General features: G+C 65.7%; 22 protein-coding genes. 11 read left to right on the top strand and 11 right to left on the bottom strand.

Translation table 11 applies throughout. The annotated features are described in order from the left end of the window. Window positions 1-2: 2 nt before the first annotated feature. A complete protein-coding gene (trmB, locus tag LDZ21_RS10055; protein ID WP_244793148.1) occupies window positions 3-737 on the top strand; it encodes a tRNA (guanosine(46)-N7)-methyltransferase TrmB in 735 nt (244 codons plus the stop codon). Between the two features lie 66 nt (window positions 738-803). Here the strand turns inward: trmB and LDZ21_RS10060 are convergent, their stop codons facing one another. From LDZ21_RS10060 to LDZ21_RS10070, 3 genes are all read right to left on the bottom strand, one after another. Continuing rightward, complete coding sequence (locus LDZ21_RS10060; protein ID WP_035960639.1) at window positions 804-1,637, bottom strand: undecaprenyl-diphosphate phosphatase; 834 nt, start codon at window positions 1,635-1,637, stop codon at window positions 804-806. Window positions 1,638-1,699: 62 nt separating this feature from the next. Further along, window positions 1,700-2,287: a DUF1439 domain-containing protein gene (locus tag LDZ21_RS10065; RefSeq protein WP_244793150.1), complete on the bottom strand. Its 588-nt coding sequence runs from the start codon at window positions 2,285-2,287 to the stop codon at window positions 1,700-1,702. A 49-nt stretch (window positions 2,288-2,336) separates the two neighbouring features. After that, the gene (locus LDZ21_RS10070) at window positions 2,337-2,618 is read right to left on the bottom strand and encodes a YkgJ family cysteine cluster protein (RefSeq protein WP_244794810.1); all 282 of its coding nucleotides are present in this window, start codon (window positions 2,616-2,618) and stop codon (window positions 2,337-2,339) included. A gap of 122 nt (window positions 2,619-2,740) precedes the next feature. On the opposite strand from LDZ21_RS10070, the gene hemN reads away from it, so the two are divergent. The 10 genes from hemN to LDZ21_RS10120 all read left to right on the top strand — a co-directional run bounded on the left by hemN (window position 2,741) and on the right by LDZ21_RS10120 (window position 15,904). Continuing rightward, complete coding sequence (gene hemN / locus LDZ21_RS10075) at window positions 2,741-4,132, top strand: oxygen-independent coproporphyrinogen III oxidase (RefSeq protein WP_244793152.1); 1,392 nt, start codon at window positions 2,741-2,743, stop codon at window positions 4,130-4,132. 221 nt (window positions 4,133-4,353) lie between these two features. Continuing rightward, a complete protein-coding gene (locus LDZ21_RS10080; RefSeq protein WP_244794811.1) occupies window positions 4,354-5,733 on the top strand; it encodes an amidase in 1,380 nt (459 codons plus the stop codon). A gap of 129 nt (window positions 5,734-5,862) precedes the next feature. Further along, window positions 5,863-6,381, top strand: coding sequence for a disulfide bond formation protein B (locus LDZ21_RS10085; RefSeq protein ID WP_035961127.1), 519 nt, complete (start codon window positions 5,863-5,865; stop codon window positions 6,379-6,381). A 240-nt stretch (window positions 6,382-6,621) separates the two neighbouring features. Then, window positions 6,622-8,127 carry a xanthine dehydrogenase small subunit gene (gene xdhA / locus LDZ21_RS10090; RefSeq protein ID WP_244793154.1) on the top strand — a complete coding sequence of 502 codons (1,506 nt, stop codon included), beginning with the start codon at window positions 6,622-6,624 and terminating at the stop codon, window positions 8,125-8,127. Next, complete coding sequence (gene xdhB, locus LDZ21_RS10095) at window positions 8,124-10,484, top strand: xanthine dehydrogenase molybdopterin binding subunit (protein ID WP_244793156.1); 2,361 nt, start codon at window positions 8,124-8,126, stop codon at window positions 10,482-10,484. The genes xdhA and xdhB overlap by 4 nt, the downstream gene beginning before the upstream one ends. 49 nt (window positions 10,485-10,533) lie before the next feature. Next, window positions 10,534-11,547: a xanthine dehydrogenase accessory protein XdhC gene (xdhC, locus tag LDZ21_RS10100; RefSeq protein ID WP_244793158.1), complete on the top strand. Its 1,014-nt coding sequence runs from the start codon at window positions 10,534-10,536 to the stop codon at window positions 11,545-11,547. Between the two features lie 22 nt (window positions 11,548-11,569). Then, complete coding sequence (locus tag LDZ21_RS10105) at window positions 11,570-12,592, top strand: adenosine deaminase (RefSeq protein ID WP_244793160.1); 1,023 nt, start codon at window positions 11,570-11,572, stop codon at window positions 12,590-12,592. Between the two features lie 30 nt (window positions 12,593-12,622). After that, the gene (locus LDZ21_RS10110) at window positions 12,623-13,993 is read left to right on the top strand and encodes an NCS2 family permease (protein ID WP_035960630.1); all 1,371 of its coding nucleotides are present in this window, start codon (window positions 12,623-12,625) and stop codon (window positions 13,991-13,993) included. Between the two features lie 29 nt (window positions 13,994-14,022). Next, window positions 14,023-15,351 (top strand): guanine deaminase, encoded by a 1,329-nt coding sequence (gene guaD / locus LDZ21_RS10115; RefSeq protein WP_244793162.1) that lies wholly within the window; start codon window positions 14,023-14,025, stop codon window positions 15,349-15,351. Between the two features lie 115 nt (window positions 15,352-15,466). Beyond that, on the top strand, window positions 15,467-15,904 hold the full coding sequence (locus LDZ21_RS10120; protein WP_244793164.1) for a hypothetical protein: 438 nt from the start codon (window positions 15,467-15,469) through the stop codon (window positions 15,902-15,904). Here the strand turns inward: LDZ21_RS10120 and LDZ21_RS10125 are convergent, their stop codons facing one another. The 8 genes from LDZ21_RS10125 to LDZ21_RS10160 all read right to left on the bottom strand — a co-directional run bounded on the left by LDZ21_RS10125 (window position 15,905) and on the right by LDZ21_RS10160 (window position 24,003). After that, entirely contained in the window at window positions 15,905-16,969 is a 1,065-nt protein-coding gene (locus tag LDZ21_RS10125) for a 2-aminoethylphosphonate aminotransferase (protein WP_244793166.1), read from the bottom strand. Next, a complete protein-coding gene (aepY, locus tag LDZ21_RS10130) occupies window positions 16,969-18,147 on the bottom strand; it encodes a phosphonopyruvate decarboxylase (protein ID WP_244793168.1) in 1,179 nt (392 codons plus the stop codon). Before aepY ends, LDZ21_RS10125 begins: the two co-directional genes overlap by 1 nt. Beyond that, entirely contained in the window at window positions 18,140-19,843 is a 1,704-nt protein-coding gene (aepX, locus tag LDZ21_RS10135; RefSeq protein ID WP_244793169.1) for a phosphoenolpyruvate mutase, read from the bottom strand. Before aepX ends, aepY begins: the two co-directional genes overlap by 8 nt. A 24-nt stretch (window positions 19,844-19,867) precedes the next feature. Further along, window positions 19,868-20,656, bottom strand: coding sequence for a phosphocholine cytidylyltransferase family protein (locus LDZ21_RS10140; protein ID WP_244793171.1), 789 nt, complete (start codon window positions 20,654-20,656; stop codon window positions 19,868-19,870). 25 nt (window positions 20,657-20,681) lie between these two features. Then, window positions 20,682-21,698: a flippase-like domain-containing protein gene (locus LDZ21_RS10145; protein ID WP_244793173.1), complete on the bottom strand. Its 1,017-nt coding sequence runs from the start codon at window positions 21,696-21,698 to the stop codon at window positions 20,682-20,684. Beyond that, window positions 21,695-22,507 (bottom strand): HalD/BesD family halogenase, encoded by an 813-nt coding sequence (locus LDZ21_RS10150; RefSeq protein WP_244793175.1) that lies wholly within the window; start codon window positions 22,505-22,507, stop codon window positions 21,695-21,697. The genes LDZ21_RS10145 and LDZ21_RS10150 overlap by 4 nt, the downstream gene beginning before the upstream one ends. After that, window positions 22,504-23,202, bottom strand: a complete 699-nt coding sequence (locus LDZ21_RS10155) for a CDP-alcohol phosphatidyltransferase family protein (RefSeq protein ID WP_035961114.1) — start codon at window positions 23,200-23,202, stop codon at window positions 22,504-22,506. Before LDZ21_RS10155 ends, LDZ21_RS10150 begins: the two co-directional genes overlap by 4 nt. Before the next feature lie 93 nt (window positions 23,203-23,295). Next, window positions 23,296-24,003 (bottom strand): DUF4136 domain-containing protein, encoded by a 708-nt coding sequence (locus LDZ21_RS10160; RefSeq protein ID WP_404980504.1) that lies wholly within the window; start codon window positions 24,001-24,003, stop codon window positions 23,296-23,298. Between the last annotated feature and the right edge of the window lie 43 nt (window positions 24,004-24,046).

Raw genomic sequence — 24,046 nt, forward strand, 5'->3', positions numbered from 1 at the left:
CCATGAATCACGATTCCCAGGACGACGACAACGCCGCCGGTCAACCCGCAGAGAGCGTTGAATCGACGCTGCATCATCGCCGCATTCGCAGCTTCGTCACGCGTGCGGGCCGCGTGTCGCCGGGTCAGCAACGGGCGATCGACGAGCTCAGTCCGCGCTTCGTCGTGCCGTACACGCCCGAACTCGCCGATTGGGACGCCGTCTTCGGCCGCCACGCGCCGCGCGTGCTGGAAATCGGCTTCGGGATGGGCGCGACGACGGCGGAAATCGCCGCCGCGCGTCCGGGCGACGACTTCATCGGCGTCGAAGTGCATGAGCCGGGCGTCGGCGCGCTGCTGAAGCTGATCGGCGAGCAGCAACTCGGCAACATCCGCATCCTTCAGCACGATGCCGTCGAGGTGCTGGAACACATGATCGCGCCCGAGAGCCTCGACGGCGTGCACATCTATTTTCCCGATCCGTGGCACAAGGCGCGTCATCACAAGCGCCGCCTGATTCAGCCGAAATTCGTATCGCAGCTCGTCTCGCGGATAAAGCCGGGCGGGTATCTGCATCTCGCGACGGACTGGCAAAACTACGCCGAGCAGATGCTGGAAGTGCTGTCGGCCGAGCCGGCGCTCGAAAATACCGCCGACGGTTATGCGCCGCGGCCCGACTATCGCCCGGTGACGAAGTTCGAGCAGCGCGGATTGCGTCTCGGACATGGCGTCTGGGACCTGCTGTTCCGGCGCAAGTAACGCTTGCATCAACGAAAACGCCACGGCAAGCCGTGGCGTTTTCACATGCGCGAACCTGGCGGCGAATCAGTCCGCCCAGCTCAGCCCGCCGCTATATCCGACGATCAGAATCAGCAGCCCGAAGCCGATCCGATACCACGCGAACGCCGTGAAATCGTGCGACGCGACGTAGCGCAGCAGCCACCGCACGCAGATGAACGCGCTCACGAACGCCGACACGAGGCCGATTGCGAACAGCCCGAGATCGTCGACGGTCAGCGTGCGCCAGTACTTCGCCATCTCATAGAGCGTCGCGCCGAAGATGATCGGAATGGCGAGGAAGAACGAAAACTCCGTCGCCGCGCGCCGGTCGAGACCGAACAGCATCCCGCCGATGATCGTCGCACCGGAACGCGACGTGCCCGGAATCAGCGCGAAGCATTGCGCCAGGCCGACCTTGAAGGCGTCGGCGTAAGTGAGGTCGTCGACGGAATGCACGCGCGGCGGCACCGCGCGGTCTCGCTGGCGCGCTTCCGCCCACAGAATGACGATACCGCCGATGATCAGCGCCACCGACACCGGCACCGGCGAGAACAACACCGCCTTGATCTTCTTCTCGAGAAGCAGCCCGAGCACGATGGCGGGAATGGTCGCGATGATCACGTTCACCGCGAAGCGCCGCGCGTCGGGCCGCGTCGGCAAACCGCTCACGATCGAGCCGATCTTCGCGCGGTATTCCCAGCAGATCGCGAGAATCGCGCCGAACTGGATGACGACATCGAACGTCTTCGCCTGGGCGTCGGTGAAATTCAGCAGACTTCCCGCAACGATCAGGTGCCCGGTGCTCGAAACCGGCAGGAATTCGGTCAAGCCTTCTACAACGCCCAGAACGAGCGCCTTCAACATGAGAATCCAGTCCATCCGTCAGCCCTTGTTAGCTGTTTTCGCTGTTGGCGTGGAGCAAAGCGCGCGAAGATTTCGACTCACTTCTCGACGATCTGAACGCGTATGCCGTTTGAAAGGACTGTGATTGTACCGGGTTCGTAAGAAACACCGGCAAACTGCAATTCTTCGGGCTTGAACGTGTAGATCGGATAGCGGTCGAGCAACTGCGCGGCGAGCAGCGCGCCGGCGGCCGCAATCTGTTGGTTGTACTGCGCAGCGTCGCCAGTCAGCTGCGAGTCGTCAACTGTCGGCGACATGAGAATGACCGAGCGGCTCGGGGCATCGTAGGCGAGTTGCGTCGACAGCGTGAACGCGCCGTTTACGGGATTCGGCATGAAGGGCGTGGAGAGCCGCGCATCGACATGCACCGTCACGCGATTGCGATCCGCCGCCATGCCGACGACCGGATTGCTTAGTACGACATCGAAGATCTGCCGCGCCGTGCGCTGCAGCGGAAACTTGCGCCCGACGGCTTCCTGCACCTGCTTTTGTGGAAACGTGTAGTGATCCGGAATAAACGGAAAGATGGACGCGGCCCGCGCCGCCGATGCTAACGCGCACACCGGCAAGGCGGCGAGCCCGGCCAGCACGATCCGGCGCCGACGCGGCGCGACGGGGTATGTCATGCGGGGTTTCCTCGATTCGATGTTGGAACGGTGCTTGGACAGGCAAAGTTCATTGCGGTTGCGTCTCGACCTCGAGCCGCGCGAGCCATGCGATGGCGTACTCGCGCGTGTCGCCGCACATTTCCGCGGAAGGTTGCAGCCCGCCGCAGCAGCCTGGCCGGCGCGCATCGCCGAAGATCTTGCAGCGCAGGTCGCCGTCGAGCTGAACGCACGGCTCGCCCGCGCGCTTGCCGGCGGGCATGCCGGGAATCGCGCTCGTGATGGAAGGCGCGATGCAGCACGCGCCGCATCCTTCGCGGCAGGCGTGGGCTGAGGAAGACTGCAAGGGCATGGCGATAGAAAAAGGACAGCCGGCGAAGCCGTCATTGTCCCACGCCCGCGCGGGCTGCGACGTTATCACGCAACGCCGGTTTGCCTGCGCTCGCTAAACTCGGCGCAACGCATAGGCTCGCCATGACACCCGTCGACACTCTCTTCCGCCCGGACCTGCTCGCCCGCTACGACGCACACGGCCCGCGCTACACGTCCTACCCCACAGCCGTCCAGTTCACGGGTTCGTTCGATCCCGCGCACTACTTCGAAGCAGCCGCAACCGGCGGCGCATCGGCGGATTTGTCGCTGTACTTCCACATTCCGTTCTGCGACACCGTCTGCTTCTATTGCGGATGCAACAAGGTTGCGACGAAGAATCGCGCGCACGGCCGGCCGTATCTGGATCGCATGAAGCGCGAGTTGGCGATGCAGGCCGCCTGCTTCGACGCCGCCCGTCCCGTCACGCAGCTTCACTGGGGTGGCGGCACGCCCACGTTCCTGTCTCACGACGAAATGGCCGAACTGATGGCCGAGACAGCCGCGCATTTCAATCTCGTCGCGGACGAGCGCGCCGAATATTCAATCGAAGTCGATCCGCGCGAGGCATCGCCGCAGACCATCGCGCTATTGCGGCAACTCGGTTTCAACCGGCTGAGCCTCGGCGTGCAGGACTTCGACGAGCGCGTGCAGCAGGCCGTCAACCGCATCCAGCCGCGGGCGATGACCGAGGACGTGATGCGCGCGGCGCGTGACAACGGCTTCCGCTCGGTGAGCGTCGATCTGATCTACGGCTTGCCGCATCAGAGCGTCGAGAGCTTCACGCGCACGCTCGATGCGATCATCGCGCTCGCGCCGGACCGCGTGTCGGTGTTCGGCTACGCGCACATGCCGTCGCTCTTCAAGATGCAGCGTCAGATCGACGAAAGCGCCCTGCCGTCGCCCAACGTGCGGCTCGCGATCCTCAGGCGCGTGATCGAGCGCATGAGCGACGCGGGCTACGTGTACATCGGCATGGATCACTTCGCGCTGCCCGGCGACGAACTCGCGCGCGCGTACCAAGCCGGCACGCTCCAGCGCAATTTTCAGGGTTACAGCACGCACGCCGACTGCGATCTGATCGGCATCGGCGCGTCGTCGATCGGCAAGGTCGGCAATGTGTATGCGCAGAACGCCCGCGATCTGCCCGGCTACGCCGCCGCCATCGACGCCGGCCAGTTCGCGATCAGGCGCGGCGTGCGGCTTTCCGCCGACGACCTCCTGCGCCGCGACGTCATCATGCGGCTGATGTGCGGCGGCACGCTGCGTTTCGCGGACATGGAAGCGGCGCACGGCATCGCGTTCGCTGACACTTTCGCTGATGAACTCGCGCGCCTCGCGCCGATGGCCGATGACGGCCTTATCGACATCACCGGCAACGCCATTCGCGTGCTTCCCGCCGGACGGATGCTCGTGCGCAACGTCGCATCGGTGTTCGACCGCTATCTGGGACAAGCGGGCGTCGCGACGCTCAAGCGCTTCTCGCGCACCATCTGAAGCCAGAAATACGTGACGGCCTTCGCACGATTACGCCGTTGCACGCGTATTTATTACTGCGCTGGCTTAGAATGACAGCCACCTTCGGCGCCCGGCCCCAGCCCTGGCTGACGACCGCGCCCGCCCTTACACCGCCGATGCGTCCGCTCGAAGCGCCGCATCGGACGCCGACCGGCATGCGTGAAGCGAAGCCTGCCGCCGGCAAGCTACTGCCCGACGCCATGCCAACCACTTCGCCGCAGTTCGCCCCGCTTGCCCTCCTCGCCGCCGACCTGAAATGCGGCCGCACGACCAGCCGCGCGCTGATCGAAACGGCGCTCGAACGTATCGCCGATCCGAACGGCCAGGGTTCGACCGTATTCACGCACGTCGATGCCGACCATGCCCGCGCCGCCGCCGATGCCCATGATGCGCTGCGCCGCGCCGGGACCGTGCTGTCGCCGCTCGCGGGCATCCCGGTGTCGGTGAAGGACCTGTTCGATATCGAAGGCCAGGTGACGCGCGCCGGATCGACCGTGCTGGCCAACGCCGCGCCCGCGAAAGCCGATGCCGTCGCCGTCGCGCGGCTGCGGCGGGCCGGCGCGGTGATCGTCGGGCGCACCAACATGAGCGAATTCGCGTTCTCGGGGCTCGGCCTGAATCCGCACTACGGCACGCCGCGCTCGCCGTATCGCGCCGACGTGCCGGGCGATGCGCGGATCGCGGGCGGATCGTCGTCCGGCGCGGCGGCATCGGTGGCCGATGGCATGGCGGCCGTCGCGCTTGGCACCGATACCGGCGGCTCCATCCGCATTCCGGCGGCGCTCTGCGGGCTGACCGGCTTCAAGCCGACCGCGAGCCGCATTCCGAAACAAGGCGGCATTCCTCTTTCGAAGACGCTGGATTCGTTCGGGCCGATCGGCGTGTCGGTCGCGTGCTGCGCGCTCGTCGATCGCATTCTCGCGGGCCGCGAGCCGGATGTCCCCGCCACGCGCCCGCTCGACGGCGTGCGCCTCGGCGTGTTGACTCATTACGTGACGGACGGCGTCGAAGCGCCGGTCGCGCAGGCGGTGCAGGCGGCCATCAATCATCTGGCGGCCGCGGGCGCGCTCGTCGAAGACGTCCGCTTCGCCCCGCTCGACCGCCTGCCGGAATTGAACCGCTTTGGCCTCGTGTCGATCGAAGCGTATGCGTGGCATCGCAAGCTGATTGCCGAGCACGCCGCCGAATACGACCCGCGCGTGCTCGCCCGTCTGATGCGCGCGGAAACGGCGAGCGCCGCCGATTACATCGAACTCTGCGAAGCGCGCGCCGCGATGATCGAAGCCGCGCGCACGACGCTCTGGCAGCGCTTCGACGCCATCGTCTGCCCGACCGTGCCGGTGCTGCCGCCGCGCATCGCGGAGCTGGAAGGCGACGACGAGCTTTTCAACCGGACCAACGCGCTGATCCTGCGTAACCCGACCGCCTTCAATTTTCTCGATGCATGCGCGCTGTCGCTGCCGTGCCATCCGCGTGGCGGCGCGCCGGTCGGTCTGATGCTCGCCGGCGCGCCCAACAACGACGACACGTTGCTCTCGATCGGCCGCGCCGTCGAAGCCGTGCTGGAAACGACGCGCTGAACGCGCCGTCCCGTCTCACCCGCGCCCTCGGGCGATCGCGCTAGAATTCCTGCGCGAATCCCCGAGGCTTAGGGCACTTTTTTCTCGAATCGTTGCGTAATAATGAACAACCATCTACATCACTTCACGATGCACGAGGATGACCGCGTCCTGCGACGCGAGCGCCGGCTTCTCACGCTGCTCGGCTTCGTGTGCCTCGGGCTCGTCGGCGGTGCGCTCTATCTGCAGTTCTTCCACGGCGAAGACCCCTGCCCGCTGTGCATCATCCAGCGGTACTTCTTCGTGCTCGTCGCGGTGTTCGCGTTTCTCGGCGCGGGTCTGAACGGCTGGCGCGGCATCGCGGTGCTCGAAACGCTGGTCGCGCTGTCGGCGCTCGGCGGCATCGCCACGGCGGTGCGGCACGTCTACGTACAGGCCCATCCGGGCTTCAGTTGCGGCTACGATGCACTGCAGCCCGTCGTCGACGGCCTGCCGCCCGCGCGCTGGCTGCCGCAAGTGTTCAAGGTCGCCGGGCTGTGCGAAACGCCGTATCCGCCCATCCTCGGACTGACGCTGCCGCAATGGTCGCTCGTCGCGTTCGCCGTCATCTTCGTGCTCGTGGCCGCGAGCCTGCTTTCCAAACGCAAGCTGCGCGCCGCCACGCGCTGATTCGGCCGCTCGCTGCGCGGGCCATCCGGCGCCCGCGCACACCGCTTCCCCCGCTTTTCGCTTCCCCGCATCAGCGCTTCCGCATAACCTAGATACCGTCTCAATAATATTTTTGGGATATTGCGGTGCTATGGTCGAGGCTGGATGGCGATCTACGTGCGCGCAGTCCGTTTGGCCGGTGCATGACCGGCAACGGAAACCGCGTAACGCGCGCCCGGTCCGCAATGTCCCTGCTCGCCCATGACAACGCAAACCATCCGCTTCTTCTGGCGCGGCGCCGTCCGCGAAATCGCCGACGCGCCGCCCACCCGCACGGTGCTTCAGCATCTGCGCGAAACCGAGCTATGCACCGGCACCAAGGAAGGCTGCGCGGAAGGCGATTGCGGCGCGTGCACGGTCGTCGTCGGCGAGCTGGGCGAGACCGGCGAACTCGCGCTCAAGGCCGTCAACGCGTGCATCCAGTTCCTGCCGACGCTCGATTCCCGCGCGCTGTTCACCGTCGAGGACCTGCGCGGCGCGGATGGCGCGCTGCATCCGGTGCAGCAGGCGCTCGTCGATTGCCACGGCTCGCAGTGCGGCTTCTGCACGCCGGGCTTCGTGATGTCGCTGTGGGCGCTGTATCACGCTCATCCCGCCGATGCCGGCCCGCCTTCGCGCGATGAAATCGCCACCGCCATTTCGGGGAATCTGTGCCGCTGCACCGGCTATCGGCCAATCGTGGATGCCGCCGAGCGCATGTTCGATCCTCCGCGTCCGCCGTTCGATCGCGCGGCGGTCAGAACGGCGCTGGCCGGCTTGCGCCGCACGCAAACCTTCGAATACCGGTCAGGCTCCAGTACGTATCGAGCGCCCGTCACGCGCGCCGACTTCGCGCGCTTGCGGGCGGAGAATCCGAACGCGCGGCTGCTCGCGGGCAGCACGGACATTGGGCTGTGGGTCACGAAGCAGTTCCGCGATCTGGGCGACATCCTGTTCATTGGCAACGTCGACGAACTGAAGCGCATCGAGCGCGACGCGCAGCATCTGACGATCGGCGCGGCGGCATCGCTCGAAGATGCGTATGCGGCGCTTGCCGTCGATTACCCCGAGCTTGCCGAATTGTGGACGCGCTTCGCATCGCGGCCGATCCGCAACGCCGGCACGCTCGGCGGAAACGTCGCCAACGGCTCACCGATCGGCGATTCGATGCCTGCGCTCATTGCGCTGAACGCCGAAGTCGTCCTTCAACACGGCGACGCGACGCGCACGCTGCCGCTCGATGCGTTCTACCTCGCCTATCAGAAGACCGCGCTTGCGGCGGGCGAGTTCGTCGCGGCGATCCGCGTGCCGCGCCCGGCCGCCAACTTGCGATTCCGCACCTACAAGGTATCGAAGCGCTACGACCAGGACATCTCGGCCGTCTGCGCGGCTTTCGCGATCCGGCTCGATAACGCAGCGCGCGTGACGGACGCGCGCATCGCGTTCGGCGGCATGGCGGCGACCCCGAAGCGGGCGGCGAGCACGGAAGCCGCGCTGATCGGCCAGGACTGGACCGAAGCCAGCGTGCGCGCCGCGATGAACGCGCTCGACAGCGATTTTCAGCCGCTCACCGACATGCGCGCATCGAGCGCGTATCGCGCAAAAGTGGCGCGCAACGTGCTGTTGCGCTTCTATCTGGAGACGCGTGCCGACGCGCCGCTGGCGCTCGCTGAAATCAACGCGTTCGCTTACGGCGCGCACGCATCGGCCGCCGAGGAGCAGCCATGAACAAGGTGAGCGAGCCCGTCGGACTGGACGCCGCCGCGCAACAGGCCGCTGGCGCGGCGTTGCCGCACGAATCGGCGGCGCTGCACGTGAGCGGCGAAGCCGTCTATACCGACGACATCCCCGAGTTGCGCGGCACGCTGCACGCGGCGCTCGGGCTGTCGCGGCACGCGCATGCGCGCATCGTTTCGGTCGATCTCGACGCCGTGCGCGCCGCGCCGGGCGTGATCGCGGTTCTGACCGCCGCCGACATCCCCGGCGAGAACAACTGCGGCCCGGTGCTCCACGACGATCCGATCTTCGCCGCCGGCGAAGTGCAGTACCTCGGCCAGCCGGTGTTCGCGGTGATCGCCGAGACGCACGATCTGGCGCGCCGCGCCGCCGCGCTCGCCCGCAGCGAGGACGTCGTGCGTTACGAGCCGCTGGAGCCCGTGCTGACGCCGCGCGAAGCCAAGGCGCGCAAGCAGTTCGTGCTGCCGCCGCTGCATCTGAAGCGCGGCGATCCCGAAGCCCGCATCGCGGCGGCGAAGCATCGCATCGCCGGGGAGTTCGAAGTCGGCGGACAGGAACAGTTTTATCTCGAAGGACAAGTCGCCTACGCGGTGCCGAAGGAATCGCACGGCATGCTCGTCTACAGTTCGACGCAGCATCCGAGCGAGATGCAGCAAGTCGTCGCGCACATGCTCGACTGGCCGTCGCACGCGGTCGTGTGCGAGTGCCGGCGCATGGGCGGCGGCTTCGGCGGCAAGGAGTCGCAATCGGCGGTGTTCGCGTGCGTGGCGTCGCTGGCGGCGCATCTGCTGAAGCGCCCCGTCAAGCTGCGCGCCGATCGCGACGACGACTTCATGATTACCGGCAAGCGCCACGACGCGGTCTACGAATACGAAGCGGGCTTCGACGACGACGGGCGCATCACCGGCGCGCGCGTCGAAATCGCGCTGCGGGCGGGCTACTCGGCAGACCTGTCGGGCGCGGTCGCGACGCGGGCGGTCTGTCACTTCGACAACGCGTACTACCTGAGCGATGTCGATATCCGCGCCTACTGCTGCAAGACGAACACGCAGTCGAACACGGCGTTTCGCGGCTTCGGCGGTCCGCAAGGCGCGCTCGTGATGGAAGTGATGCTCGACGAAATCGCGCATCGCCTGAAGCGCGATCCGCTCGACGTGCGGCGCGCGAATTTCTACGGCATCGGCGAGCGCGACGTCACGCCGTACGGCCAGCCCGTCGCCGATAACGTGCTCGCCCCGCTGACCGATGCGCTGATCGCATCGAGCGATTACGCCGCGCGTCGCGCCGCGATCGCCGCGTTCAATGCGACGAGCGCCGTGCTCAAGCGCGGCATCGCGCTCACGCCGGTGAAGTTCGGCATCTCGTTCAACGTGCCGTTCCTGAACCAGGCGGGCGCGCTCGTGCACGTCTACAAGGACGGCTCCGTGCTCGTGAATCACGGCGGCACGGAAATGGGTCAGGGCTTGAACACGAAAGTGGCGCAGGTCGTCGCGAGCGTGTTCGGCATCGGGATTGCGCGGGTGCGCGTGACGGCCACCGATACGTCGAAGGTCGCCAATACCTCCGCGACGGCGGCATCGACCGGCAGCGATCTCAACGGCAAGGCCGCCGAAGACGCCGCGCTCGCGATCCGCTCACGGCTCGCCGAGCTCGCCGCGAAGCATCTCGGCGGCGCGGCGGCGGACGTGCGCTTCGGCGGCGGCGTGGTCGAATCGAACGGCGGACAGATGCCGTTCGATCAACTCGTCGCGGCCGCTTATCTCGCCCGCGTGCAATTGTGGTCGGACGGCTTCTACGCGACGCCGAAGGTTCACTGGGACGCGAAGACGCTCACCGGCCATCCGTTCTATTACTTCGCGTATGGCGCGGCTGTGTCGGAAGTCGTCGTCGATACGCTCACCGGCGAATGGAAGCTCCTGCGCGCCGACCTGCTGCACGACGCGGGCCGCTCGATCAATCCGGCCATCGACATCGGGCAAGTGGAAGGCGGCTTCATTCAGGGCATGGGCTGGCTCACGACCGAGGAACTGTGGTGGAACCGCGATGGCCGGCTGATGACGCACGCGCCGTCCACGTACAAGATACCCGCCGTCAACGATACCCCCGCCGCGTTCAACGTCGCGCTGTACCGCAACGACAACGCCGAACCGACGATCTTCCGCTCGAAGGCGGTCGGCGAGCCGCCGCTGCTGCTCGCGTTCTCGGTGCTGCTCGCGATCCGCGCCGCGATTGCTGCCACGGCGCCTAACGCGCCAGACGCGCCGAAGCTGCGCGCGCCCGCGACGCCGGAAGCGATTCTGGACGCGCTCGATGCGCCCGGCTTCGAGGCGCAGGCGAGCGCCCGGTAAACTAGCGCCTGCGACGACGCAAACACGATCCTTTCCCGGAGCTCCACCGATGCAAGTTTGGCTGACCGACCTGCAACACCTGCTCGCGCACGGCGACGCCGCCGTGCTCGTGACGGTCGCGCGTGTCGAAGGCTCCGCGCCGCGCGAGCCGGGCACGAAGATGATCGTCACGCGCGAGGACGCCCGCTACACCATCGGCGGCGGCCATCTCGAATGGAAGGCGATCGAAACCGCGCGGCAAGTGCTGAAGGACGGCATGCACATGCAGCGCATGCGCCGGCTCGAGCGTTTCGCGCTCGGCCCGAGCCTCGGCCAGTGCTGCGGCGGCGCGGTCGTGCTCGCGTTCGAGCGGCTCGACGTATCTGACCTGAACTGGGTGACGTCGCTTGCGAAACGCACGGCGCAAGGTCTGTCGACCGTGCGCAGCGTTTCGTTCGCGCCGATGCCCGACGCGGTGATGCTGTCCGATCCCGAGCCGGGCGCGGAAGACACCGACTGCCTGTTGTGGGACGGCGCGGGTTTCGATGAAAGCGGTGCATTGCTCACCGAAACCATCGCGCCGCGCGACTTCAAGGTGGTGCTGTTCGGTGCGGGTCACGTGGGCGCGGCGCTCGTGCGCGTGCTCGCGACGCTGCCGTGCCACGTCGTCTGGGTCGATGAACGCGACGCCGCTTTTCCGGCTGCGCCCTTCGTTCCCGCGAACGTGACGATCGAGCCGAACGACGCGCCCGACGAAGCCGTCGATAACGCGCCGCCCGGCACGTACTTCATCGTGATGACGCACAACCATGCGGTCGATCTCGTGCTCGCCGAGCGTATCCTCGCGCGCGGCGACTTCGCGTTCTTCGGCATGATCGGCTCGCATACGAAACGCAGGCAGTTCGAGCACCGGCTGGCGGCGCGCGGCATCGACCCCGCGCGCATCGGACGGATGGTGTGTCCGATCGGCATCGACGGCATCGTCGATAAAGCGCCCGAAGTGATCGCCGTCGCAGCGGCAGCCCAGCTGCTGCAGGCGGTCGAAGCCAATATGGCGCATGCGTCGTCGCAACAAACCGTTTAACTGCCCCAACCACAAAGCCCCCATGAATCCCACACTCGCCGACAAGATCGCGCACGCGCCGAAGGCGGAACTGCATATCCATATCGAGGGATCGCTCGAGCCCGAGTTGATCTTCGAACTGGCGAAGCGCAACAACGTGAAGCTCGCGTACGACTCCATCGAAGCCCTGCGCGCCGCCTACGCATTCACCGACCTGCAATCGTTCCTCGATATCTACTACGCGGGCGCAAGCGTGCTGCTCACCGAGCAGGACTTCTTCGACATGACGATGGCCTACGTCGAGCGCGCGCTCGAAGACCACGTCGCGCACACGGAAATCTTCTTCGATCCGCAGACGCACACCGAGCGCGGCGTGTCCATCGCAACGGCCGTCGCGGGCATCGAAGGCGCGCTCGCCGAAGCCGAAACGCGCGGCCTGAGTTCGCGCCTGATCCTGTGCTTTTTGCGCCACCTTTCCGAAGAAGACGCGCTCGCCACGTTCGACGAAGCGCTGCCACTTTTCGACAAATACGCGCACCGGCTGATCGGCGTCGGGCTGGATTCGTCGGAGCGCGGGCATCCGCCGTCGAAGTTCGAGCGCGTGTTCGCGAAGGCGCGCGAACGCGGCCTGAAGCTCGTCGCGCATGCGGGCGAGGAAGGCCCGCCTTCGTATGTCTACGAAGCGCTGGATCTGCTGAAGGTCGATCGCGTCGATCACGGCGTGCGCAGCATCGAGGATGCGCAGCTCGTCGCACGCCTCGCCGACGAACGCATCGCGCTCACCGTTTGCCCGCTGTCGAACCTCAAGCTCTGCGTGTTCGACGACATGACGAAGCACACGCTGAAAGACCTGCTCGATCAGGGCGTCCGCGTGATGATCAATTCCGACGATCCCGCCTACTTCGGCGGCTACGTCAACGCGAACTACTTCGCCGTCGTGGATGCGCTCAAGCTCTCGGATAAAGAGGTCTACACGCTTTTGCGCAACAGCCTGGAAGCGTCGTTCGTCAGCGCCGAGGAACGCGACGGCATGATCGCGCGCCTCGACGCGCACTGGAAGCAATAACCGCATCAACCTGCACTACATAGAAACAAGATGGATACCACAGTCACCACACAACGCGACACCACCGCGCTCGAGCGCTTTTTCGGCATCCGCGCGGCGGGATCGCGCACGAAGACGGAAGTCGTCGCGGGCATCACGACCTTTCTCACGGCGATGTACATCATCGTCGTCAATCCCGGCATTCTCTCGCAGGCGGGCGTGCCGTTTCCCGCCGCGCTGACGGCCACCGTCATCGTCAGTTTTCTCGGCAGTTGCGCGATGGGCCTCTATGCGCGCAATCCGGTGCTCGTCGCGCCCGGCATGGGCATGAACGCGCTCTTTGCATTCGTGATGGTCCACGGCGGCAAGATGCCGTGGCAGACCGCGCTAGGCTGCGTGTTCTGGGCCGGCGTGATCTTCGCGATCCTCGCGCTCTTCAACGCGCGCAAGCTCGTCGTCGATGCGATTCCCGCGAACCTGCGGCATGCGGTGTCGTGTGGCATCGGACTCTTCATCAGCCTGATCGGGCTGGTGAACGCGAAGTTCGTCGTCGGCGATCCGGTCACCATCGTGCATTCGGCATCGCTCAATCCGGTCGTCATCACGTTCCTGATCGGCCTCGCCGTCACGACGATTCTCGTCGCGCGCAAGGTCACCGGCGCGCTGATGCTCGGCATCGTGTTCACGACGATCATCGCGATTCCGATCGGCCGCGTCTGGGGCGACGGCACCGCGTACTGGCCCGCCGCGATCGCCACCAAAACGCTCGTCAACTGGAACGGCCTCATTTCCGCGCCGGACTTCTCGGGCATCGGGCAACTGGACCTGCTCGGCGCGCTGAAAGTGGTCTACTGGCCTTTCATCTTCGTGATGCTGTTCACGTCCTTCTTCGATGCGCTCTCCACTTTCATGGCGATTTCGGAGGCGGGCAAGCTCTACGACGAGAACGGCAATCCGCGCAACATCCGTCAGTCGATGACGGTCGACGCCTTCTCCGCGCTCATCTCCGCGCCGCTCGGCACGAGTCCGGCGAACGCGTACATCGAATCGGCGGCGGGCATTTCCGCGGGCGGGCGAACGGGGCTCGTCGCGGTCGTCGCCGGCCTGTGCTTCCTGCCGTTCCTGTTTCTCTCGCCGCTGCTGTCGCTAGTTCCGGCGATCGCGACCGCGCCCGCGCTGGTGCTCGTCGGCGTGTTCATGATGGAAGCGATCACGAAGATCGAATGGCATCGCTTCGATGAAGCCATTCCCGCCTTCCTCGCGATGATCCTGATCCCGCTCACGTACTCGATCACGGATGGCGTGGCCTACGGCTTCATCGCATTCGTCGTGCTGAAGGCGGCCACGGGACGCGCGAGGGAAATCAAGCCGGCGATGTGGGTCATCGCGGCATTCTCGATTGTGCTGCTTTCGCAGTTGTAGACATCATTAGAAACCGGAGACGTTGCACCATGACTCAGACCGCCTACCGCGCCCAGTTGCTGACCTTTCGCGATGACCCCGCGCATGCCGCCGACGGCGCGGTGTACGAGGCCGATGGCCTCTTGATCGTCGAGGACGGCAAGGTAAGCGCGGCCGGCGCGTATGCGTCGCTGCGCGACACGCTCAGGCCGGATGCGACCGTGCACACGATGCGCGACAAGCTGATCGTGCCGGGCTTCATCGACTCGCACATTCACTATCCGCAGACGGACATGATCGCGTCGCCGGCATCGGGCTTGCTGCCGTGGCTCAACACGTACACGTTTCCGGTCGAACGCGGCTTCGAGAACGCGACGATCGCGCGGGAAACGGCGAGCTTCTTCCTCGATGAACTGCTCGCCTGCGGCACGACGACCGCGTTCGTCTACTGCACGGTGCACAAGCAATCCGCCGATGCGTTTTTCGCCGAAAGCGAGTCACGCAATCTGCGCATGGTCGCGGGCAAGGTGCTGATGGATCGCAACTGCCCGGAGTTTTTGCGCGACACGGCGCAATCCGGCTACGACGACAGCGCCGAACTGATCGCGCGCTGGCACGGACGCGGACGCCAGCACTACGCGCTGACGCCGCGCTTCGCGCCGACATCGACGGAGGCGCAGCTCGAAGCGTGCGGCGCGCTCGCGCAGAAGCACCACGACGTGTTCATCCAGAGCCACGTCGCCGAAAACACCGACGAGATCAAGTGGGTCGAGAGCCTCTTTCCGGGGCATCGCAGCTATCTCGACATTTACGACCATTACAACCTCCTGCGGCGGCGCGCGGTGTACGGCCATTGCATCCATCTCGACGAGACGGACCGTCAGCGCATGGCGGAAACCGGCGCGGTGGCGTCGCATTGCCCGACATCGAACCTCTTTCTCGGCAGCGGCTTGTTCGACTTCGAGAAGGCGGGCGCGGCGAACATGCCGGTTGCGCTGGCGACGGATGTCGGCGGCGGCACGTCGTTCTCGATGCTGCAAACGATGAACGAAGCGCACAAGGTCGCGCGCCTGACGGGCCATCATCTGACCGCGACGCGCATGTTCTGGCTCGCGACGACGGGCGCGGCGCGCGTGCTCGATCTCGACGACAGGATCGGCACGCTCGCGGCGGGCAGCGAAGCGGATTTCGTCGTGCTCGATCCGGCCGCGACGCCGCTGCTCGCACGGCGCACGGCGCGGGTGGAATCGCTCGAGGAACTGCTGTTTGCGTTCGCGCTCCTCGGCGATGATCGCGCGGTGTTCGAGACGTATGCAGCAGGAAGACGCGTTCACTCGCGCGACAAGCGCAACACGGCGAAGCTGGAACTGGCGGCCTGACGCGCGCCTTTGAAACGGCTTCGCGACGGCGCGGCGAAATTTTTCCATCGCGCCGCTCATGCAGATTTTTTGCGTTGTCGTTAAAGTGCCTGATGCCATTCACGTCGCTTAAGCCATGATGCTTGCCGCTCGACTCTCTCGCCTGGCCGTGCCGTTCGCGATCACCGCGTCCGCTTCGCTCGCGCACGCGACGGCCATTGAATCGCAGCTCGACTGCAAGTCCACGCCGCATGACTTCATCGCGCCGCTTCAGAAAGAAGGTCTGCTCGAAAAGAAGGCGATGCGCGTCGAGCCGAATTCGATCAACGCGTTCAAGCCGGTGAAAGGCACGGTGATGACCGCCTACGGCTTCAAGGTCTACGCGCTGGTGGCGTATCAGAAGGACGATCCGCTCTTCAGGCAAGGCAAGGGCGAACCCATCGGCGATGCGGCGTATGGCGCCGTCGTGTGGGGCGGGGACGACGAAGTGGAGCAGCGCGTGCGCGAGGCGGGCAGCGACGCGGTGGTGCACCGCGTCGCGCCTTTCATCACTGCTATTTTCTGCAAGCCCTGATCAGCGCAGAAGTTCGCCAACCGCCGCGATCAGCCGGTCCATGTCGGCTGCATCGAGCGCGCCCATCGTCGAAATGCGGAACAGGCTCTTCGACAAACCGCCCTGCCCCGCATAGATCACGAAGCCCTTGGCCTTGAGCGCATCGTGCAACGTCTCGTATGTGACGCCTTGCGGCAACTGGTACGCACGCAACACCACCGACGATTCCTCCGGCGGCAACGCACTGTCGATTCCGAGCGCAGCCAGCCCTGCGCGCACCTGCTCGGCAAGCGCCGCATAACGCCGATGCCGCGCGCGCCAGCCGCCCTCGTCCTCGAACTCGCGCAGCGCTTCGACGAGCGCATAGTACGCATGCACCGACGGCGTGAACGGCGTATTGCGCTGGTCCTGCAGCTTCGCGAGCCGCGCGATGCCGAGGTAATAGGTGCGGCTCGCGGCCTTCTCCAGCGCATCGCGCCGGACGATCACGAACGCCGCGCCCGGCACGCCGTGCAGGCACTTGTTCGCCGTCGCCGCGACTGCAACGATGCCGCCGCCGTCGAAGTCGATCGCTTCCGCGCCGAAGCTGCTGACGGCATCGACGAGCAGCCCCACCCCGCGTGTGGCGCACGCGCGAGACAGCGCATCGATGGCGTTGAGGCGGCCAGTCGTCGTTTCGTGGTGGATGATCGCGACGTGCGTGAACGCTCGGGCGTCGATCATTGCGACGATCGCGTCGATGTCGGGCGCCTGCATCCATTCGTACTTTAAGACTTCATGCTCGATGCCGTACTGCTTCGCGATCTGTGCGATGCGGTCGCCATACACGCCGTTTTCGACGACGAGCAGACGCCCGCCTTCCGGCACGATGCCCGCCACCATGCTTTCGACCGCGGCCGTGCCGGAGCCGGTCATCAGCACGGCCGTCCACTTCGCGGGATCGAGCTCGTATGCGGCGACGAGACGCTTTCTCGCCTCGTCCTGGAGATCGAAGAACTCGGGCTCGCGGTGGCACAGGTCCGTTTGCAGAAGGCTGTTGCGCACGCGCTCGGTCAGCGTGACGGGGCCAGGATTGAGCAGCAGCATCAGCGTTCTCCGATATGTCGTTGCAGGCGCGCGCGCACGTCCTCGGGCGTGATCTTCGGGCGCGGCAGGTCGGCGGGCGTGCCGGTGCCGATCGACAGCCGGGCAAAGCGCGCGCCTTCGGGTGCGTCGGCGGCGAAGAGGCGATCGATCACGCCGATGTCGTCGCCATCGAGCGCGAGCGCGTAGCCGCACGCCGACGCGATCGACGCGAAATCGACGCCGCGCGAGACGGTCGCCTGCCCGCCGGTCGATTCGTGCGCGCCGTTGTCGAGCAGCAGATGCAGCAGGTTCGACGGGCCGTAGGCGCCGAGCGTCGCGAATGCGCCCATGCGCATCAGCGCGGCGCCGTCGCCGTCGAGCGCGACCACGGTGAGGTCCGGGCGCGACAGCGCGAGCCCGAGCGCCATCGGCGTCACGCAACCCATCGAGCCGACGAGATAGAGCTGGTTCTCGCGGTCGTCGATCGCGTAGAGTTCGCGGCCGCAGAAGCCCGTCGATGCGAGCACCACGGTCGATTCCTTCGGCGTTCTCGCGATCACGCGTTCCAGTGCGTCGTGGCGCGACACGCGCTCGCCATCGAAACGCGCCACAGAAGCCCGCTCGCCGGCAGCACGCACTCCGGACAAGCCGGTGCGCTTCAACTCATAAGGCGCGACGCTGCCCTTTTGCATCACGAGCGCGTACGGACGGCCCGTGCGGTCCATGTACTCGGTCGCGCGCTCGAGCGCCGGACCGATCGCATCGCTCTGCGTCGGAAACCGCTCCCACGGAATCTCCATCGTGTCGAGCATCTGCGGCGTGATCGGACCCATCAGCGCGTGCTGCGGCTCGTCCGCGACGCCCGGCTGGCCGCGCCACGTGACGATCAGAAGCTGCGGCAGGCGGAACGTCCACGTGAGCGACGTTAGCGGACTCACCGCGTTGCCGAGGCCGGAGTTCTGCATCATCGCGATGCCGCGACGCCTGACCGCGCCCTTTCCTTCTCCCTGAGCCGCGCCCAGCGCGACACCCGCGATCAACGCGACGGCATCGCCTTCATTCGCCGCCGACACGTAGTGCAGCGATTCGTCGTGCAGCACGTAATTGATGAACGGCGTGAGAAACGAGCACGGCACGCCCGCATACCAGTCGAAGCCATGCGCGCGCGCCGCTTCGACGAACTCGGCTGCTTCAATCACGCGCGTTCTCCGTTCCTTCCGAACCGATCGGCGTCTGGCCGTGCGCAAAATCGCCTGCGCGGCGGAAATCGTCCAGATCGTTGACGCCGCGCCAGTGGCCGTGCACGTACTGCACTTCCACCTTCTCGCCCGCTGCGATCAGCGCGTTGAGGAGCGCGGCCATGTCGAGCGTGTCGAAGTCGGCGCGTTGCTGAAGCTGCGCGAGTGTCGCGGTGAAACGCTCGCGCGCCGCCGCCCGGACGTAGATCAGACCCATCCAGCGGCCTTGTGGCGCGCGGCCGCCGTTCAACGCCTGGCCCGCGCCGACCACGCTTTCGAGCCACACCTTGTGGCCGAACAGCGCGCGATCGTCGGCGGTCGAGCAATAGGCAAAGTCCGTTGCGCTCGCCGATGCGCCTGCCTGCGGCGTCTGCGACGAATCGACGACGACGCAGAAATCGCTTTCCGACTCGACCAGATCGCGCAGGATGTAGCTGCGGAACAGCAGATCGCCGTAGGAGATGACCGTATCGCCGGCGATGTGCTTCGCCGCGCACGCGAGCGACGCGAGTTCGCCCGTGGACTCGTGCTTCTCGTTGACGACGAGGCGGATGCCCGACGTGTCGATCGCGTCCGCGCGATATCCGCCCACCACGGTGATGTCGTTGATGCCTTCTTTCTTGAACGCTTCCGCGAGATGACGCAGCAGCGGCTTGCCCGCGACCGGCAGCATCACCTTCGGACGATCCGCCGTCACCGCTTCGAGACCCGCGCCGCGGCTCGCGGCCAGCACGACCGCGCTGCGCTTTTCGTTCGCCGCCGTCAGATAGATGTTCTCGGCGGCGGAATATTCGTCCGCGTCCTGCAGGCGGAAGATTTCGTTCACCGATGCGATGCGGTCTTCCACGTTGACGAGCGTCTCGCTGTCGTGGATTTCCTTCGCGATGGCCTGCATCGCCGACACCGCGCCGCGAATCAAATGGTTCGCCCAGATCACGGTGCTGATGCCCGCCTGACGGAACACGTCGGTCGGCGTGCTGTAGTACTTCGTCGGCACGATGACGAGCGGACCGCGCCCCGCCCATTCGCGTGCGAAGGTCAGGATTTCATCGGGCTTCGAAAGCTTGCTGTGAATGAGGATCGCGTCCGCGCCCGCCTGACGGTAGGCTTCCGCGCGCTTCAACGCCTCTTCCATGCCCCAGCCCGCGATCAGCGCTTCCACGCGCGCGACGATCGAAAAGTTGGGATCGCTCTGCGAATCCTTGCCGGCCTTGATCTTGCCGCAGAATTCGTCTATATCGGCGAGCGGCTGCGCTTCGCCGTTGATGAAGCTGTTGGTCTTCGGAAACTGCTTGTCTTCGATACACACGCCCGCGATGCCGCGCTGCTCCAGCTTCTTCACCAGCCGCCGCACGTTGTTGAAGTTGCCGTAGCCGGTGTCGCCGTCGAGCAAAATCGGGAGATCGCTCGCGTCGGCCATGAATTCGAGGTTGTCGACGACTTGCGTCCAGCTCGCCTCGTTGTTGTCGCGCACGCCGAACTGCGCGGAAATCGAAAGGCCCGAGCCCCAGATCGCCTTGAAGCCCGCTTCCTTCGCGATGCGCGCCGAGATGCCGTTGTGCGCTTCCATCAGGAACTCGAGGCGGTTGCTCGTGAGCATCTCGCGCAGGCGCAGCGTGCGCGAATAGCCAACGGGGATAGTGCGTGGTGCGTTCATTGTCGAATTGCTCCTCTTGTCTTTTTAGCCTGCGAACTGGCGCAGCGGGTTGAGCTGCGGCAGGACTTCATCGGCCGCGCGCTTCACGTCGTTCGGAAAGTCGATTTCGATCCACGGTGCGCCGGTGACATCGGCGATATCGAACACGTGGCGCTGCTCCAGCAGAAGGTCGCGCACCGCTTCTTCATGCGGCATCTTCGCGCGGCCGGTCTGCACGTAATCCGCGACGATATCGGCAAGACGCGCAGCCGTCTTTTCATCGAAGCGAAAGAAGCCGACCGATTCGCCGATGGTGTCGTACTTCAAGCCCGCCGCCACCTGCTTGCGCAGTTCGACCGGCACGCCATTCTCGACGCACAGTTTCACCGGCTCATCGCCGGCTTCGAAGTCGCGGTCGATCAACAGACGGTTCACGGAGCCGCCCGCCACCAGCGGGTCGATGATGCGCTCGTCGTAGAGCACGTCGGCGTCCATCAGCAGCACGTCGCCGCCGCGCGTCATCGCGTCGCGAGCCGTGTGGACGGACAGCACGCTGCCGAGTGTGAATTCGCCGTTGACGATCGTTTCGGTCTGCGGCTTCCAGTCGATGGCCGCGAGTTCCGCATTGATCTGCTCGTGCTTGTAGCCCGTCACGAAGACGATCTCGTCGACGCCCGCGTTCTTCAGAAAATGCAGATGGCGTTCGAGCAGCGATGCATCGCCCGAACCGTCGCCGGTGCTGTCCTTGAAGCGCAGCAGGCACTTCGGCTTTTGCTCGCCGTCGGGCTGAGCGAGACGCGAGCCCATCCCGGCCGCAAGAATAATTGCGCGCATGGTGTTGTTTCCCTTCGAGGGGTAGTCAGTCGATTTCCGGCACACGCGCAAGACGGCGGCGCTGCCAGCCTTTCTCAACGAAATGCAGATAGACGATGCCCGGCACGCCCAGCAGCAGTTCGCGCGCGCGCTTGGCGAGCGAGAGCGCGAGCGCCGCTTCCGGCGGCAGGCCGACGAGGCGCGCGAGCAGCAGGTAACCGCCCTCCTGCACACCAAGCGAGCCGGGAATCATGAAGGCCGCGCCGCGGATCGCCTGGCCGAGGCTTTCGAGCAGCAGCGCTTCGGTCAGTCCAACGGGATGGCCGAGCACATTGAGCGCGAGCCACACTTCCCCCGTCCCGACGATCCATCCGAAGAGGCTCAGGGCGAAGCTCGCCGCGACCTTGCCGCGCTCGCGATACAGCTCGTGGACGGCGGTATCGACGGCTTCGGCGCGCGTCACGAGCGACGACCAGTCGCGCTTCTTAGAGAAGCGCGCGGCGATGCCGGAAACGAAGCGCATCGCGCGGCCGAACAGACCGCGCCGCTGCGCGAGATAGAAGCCGAAGATCATCGCGCCGATTACGCCTACGACCGCGAGCACGGCGATGGACACGACCGTCGACGATCCGCCCGCCGCGTAATCCGTGAGCAGCACGACGCCGACGAGCGCGAAGATCAGTTGCCCGACGGTCTGCATCGTCGTGCTGACGGTGATGACAGCGGCGGCGTCACGCGCGCGCATGCCACGCTGCGAGAGATGGCGGACCATCAGCATCGGCCCGCCGATCTGGCCCGCGGGCATCAGGCTATTGACCGATTCGCCGGCCCAGCGTGCGAGAAGCGCATCGCGCAGTGAGACATCGCGTTGCTTGTGGGAAAAGAGCACGCTGATGGCCGCGCTGTCGACGATGAGCGGCACGAAGTGAAACGCCGCGACCGCGACGAGACCCCAGCCCGCTGCGGCGAGCGTCGATGCGACCGAGCCGAAACCTTGCCAGCCGAGCAGCGCGATGAACAACACCACGCCGACCGACAGCATGAACGTGCCCGCGCGGCTCATGCCTGTCCGTTCTTGCCGCCCTTGCGGCGAAAGACCTGGCTGAAGCCGAAGTACGCGATCGAGTCCTTCATGTTCGAGATGAAGCGCTGAAACGGCCGCATGTTCGGATTGGTCACGTATTCGAACGTGAGCGACACGCGCATTTCGTTCTCGCGAAGCGGCGTCACGCGGTGGCGCAGCTTGTCGCCATCGAAGAACACGAGCGCGCCCGGCGGATACTGCACCGAGCCCGGCTCCGGCGTCGCGTTCGGCGTGCGCGTATGCAGTTCGTAGTCGAGCCGGCAGGAGGAATCGTCGATCACGCCGAGCAGCATCGTATAGCGGCGGCCCTTGTAGTACGAGGTGTCGTAATGCCAGCCGATGTGGTCGCCCGGACGCGTATAGAAGTACAGCGCGTAGGCGTGGGGATCGTCTTCGGGCGAAAGCTGCAGCTTGTCGCCGCTGATGGCTTCGAGCCACTTGATCAGCGCCTCGGACCGGTACAGGTCCGCGATGAACGGCGCAAGCTTGTCGAGCGTGTGACGGCTCACGCTGCCGCCCGCCTTGTGGCCCGGCAGATAGTTGCGGTTCACAGCCGGCGTCACGTCGTGCACGGCGGCGATCAGGCGTTCGGTGTATTCGCGCGGCAGGAAGTCGTCGAGATAAAGAAAGGAGCCTTGTTTCTCGTAATCCGCGTGGAGCTTCGGCGCGGGCAGCGCCGCGAGACGCGCGTGGAGCGTGGCGTCGATTTCGTCCCGCGTGGGACGGCCGGCGTCCGCCGGATGCCGCTCGTAATGCAGGTTGCTGACCGGGGTTGCCGTATCGCTCATCTCACCGCCTGAAAATCGTTGCCGTCCTTGGCCGCTGCGCCTTTCGTATTCGACTGCACACGCCGTACGACGCGCCGGTAGTCCACCGCGACATACACCGCGAAGAGCGGCGCGCCGATGCATGCGGCGATCAGAAACGGCGTCATGCCGTTCAGTATCGTCACGACCGGCAGCAGGTACAGCACGTCTTCGGTTTCGAAACCGCCCATCGAAGCCTGCTTGGTGCCGGACTTGCCGACCATCGACTCGATGCGCATGCGCAGGAAGAAAATGATCGCGACCGCAACGCCGGCGACGCCGCCGAGCCACTGCGCCGCCGCGGCCATCGACGGATGATGCTCCGCCACGTAAAACCCGATGCCGAGGAACAGCAGCACGGTGATGAACGCGTCGGACGCGAGGTCGTAAAAGTGCCCGATTTTACTCGACTGACCACTGATGCGCGCGAGTTCGCCATCGGTGTGATCGACGAAATTCGACAGCGCGATCAGCAATGCGCCGAGCGTGCAGAGCCAGAAATCGCCGAGGGAAAGGTAATAGGCGCCCGCGAGGCCGATGGCCAGGCGCAGCGTCGTCAGATGATTCGGCGTGACAGGCGTGCCGACGAGCGGCGTGACGAGCACGCGGGCGAGCCGCGCGTCCCACGTGGCGGGCTTCGGGACGGTTTTGGGGTCGGGCGGACACGGTTTTGTCATGACCGCGAATATATCGCTAATCGGCCCGTGCTGCATGGATGCGGGCGGTCAGCGAAGTCTGCGAACGCCCGTTCCGACAAGGCTCGCAGCCTGTCACTCGACCCCTTTCGCCGCACCGCCGCCCGCGTTCGGTCCGGCCGATGCCGCCGTCTCGTTGCCGACGCCGCCGCTCTGATCGACCGGCAGCGTCACCGTGCGCACCGTGCCGTTGCCGAGCGGGAAATCGGCGAGCGCGCTGCGGACGAGAAACGGCATCGCGTGGAACAGCGACGCGTCGCCGGTCGAATTGACCGCACTCACCTTGTAGACCTCGCGGCCCGTCGTGCGATCCGTCATGCGAACCTGCAGCGCGTGGATGAAGACCGGATAGCTCTGATCGACGTAGCCGGTCGGGCCCCACGGGCCGTAGGGTCCCATGCCGCCCCACGGACCCCAGAACGGGCGGCCGTAATAGCCGTACATCGGCCAGGGATCGTAATAGACGGGCTGGCGCACGGTCAGCAGATCGCCGCGAACCGAATACGCGAGCGCCACCTCGTAGTGCGCGCTCGCTTCCGGAACCTGCTTGAACGCGTATCTCGCCAGTTCGTTGGCAACGAGCACCTCGTAGCTCGCCTGTTCGATGCTGTTCTGCTGCTCCGGCGTGCGCGCGAACGCGTAGGTGCGATTCGCGTCGCTGCCGGACCAGTCCGAAAAGGCGGTCACGCGAGTCTGGACGTAGCTCGTGCAACCGGCGAGCCACAACGCGCCCAGCACGCAGACGGCGTGCACAAGCGTGCTGGGAAACATCGAGAGATTCATGGTCTTCCTCACTTCGTCGAATGCCCTTCTCAGTTATAGATAG

The organism is Caballeronia grimmiae (assembly GCF_022879615.1).
Classification (GTDB): domain Bacteria; phylum Pseudomonadota; class Gammaproteobacteria; order Burkholderiales; family Burkholderiaceae; genus Caballeronia; species Caballeronia grimmiae.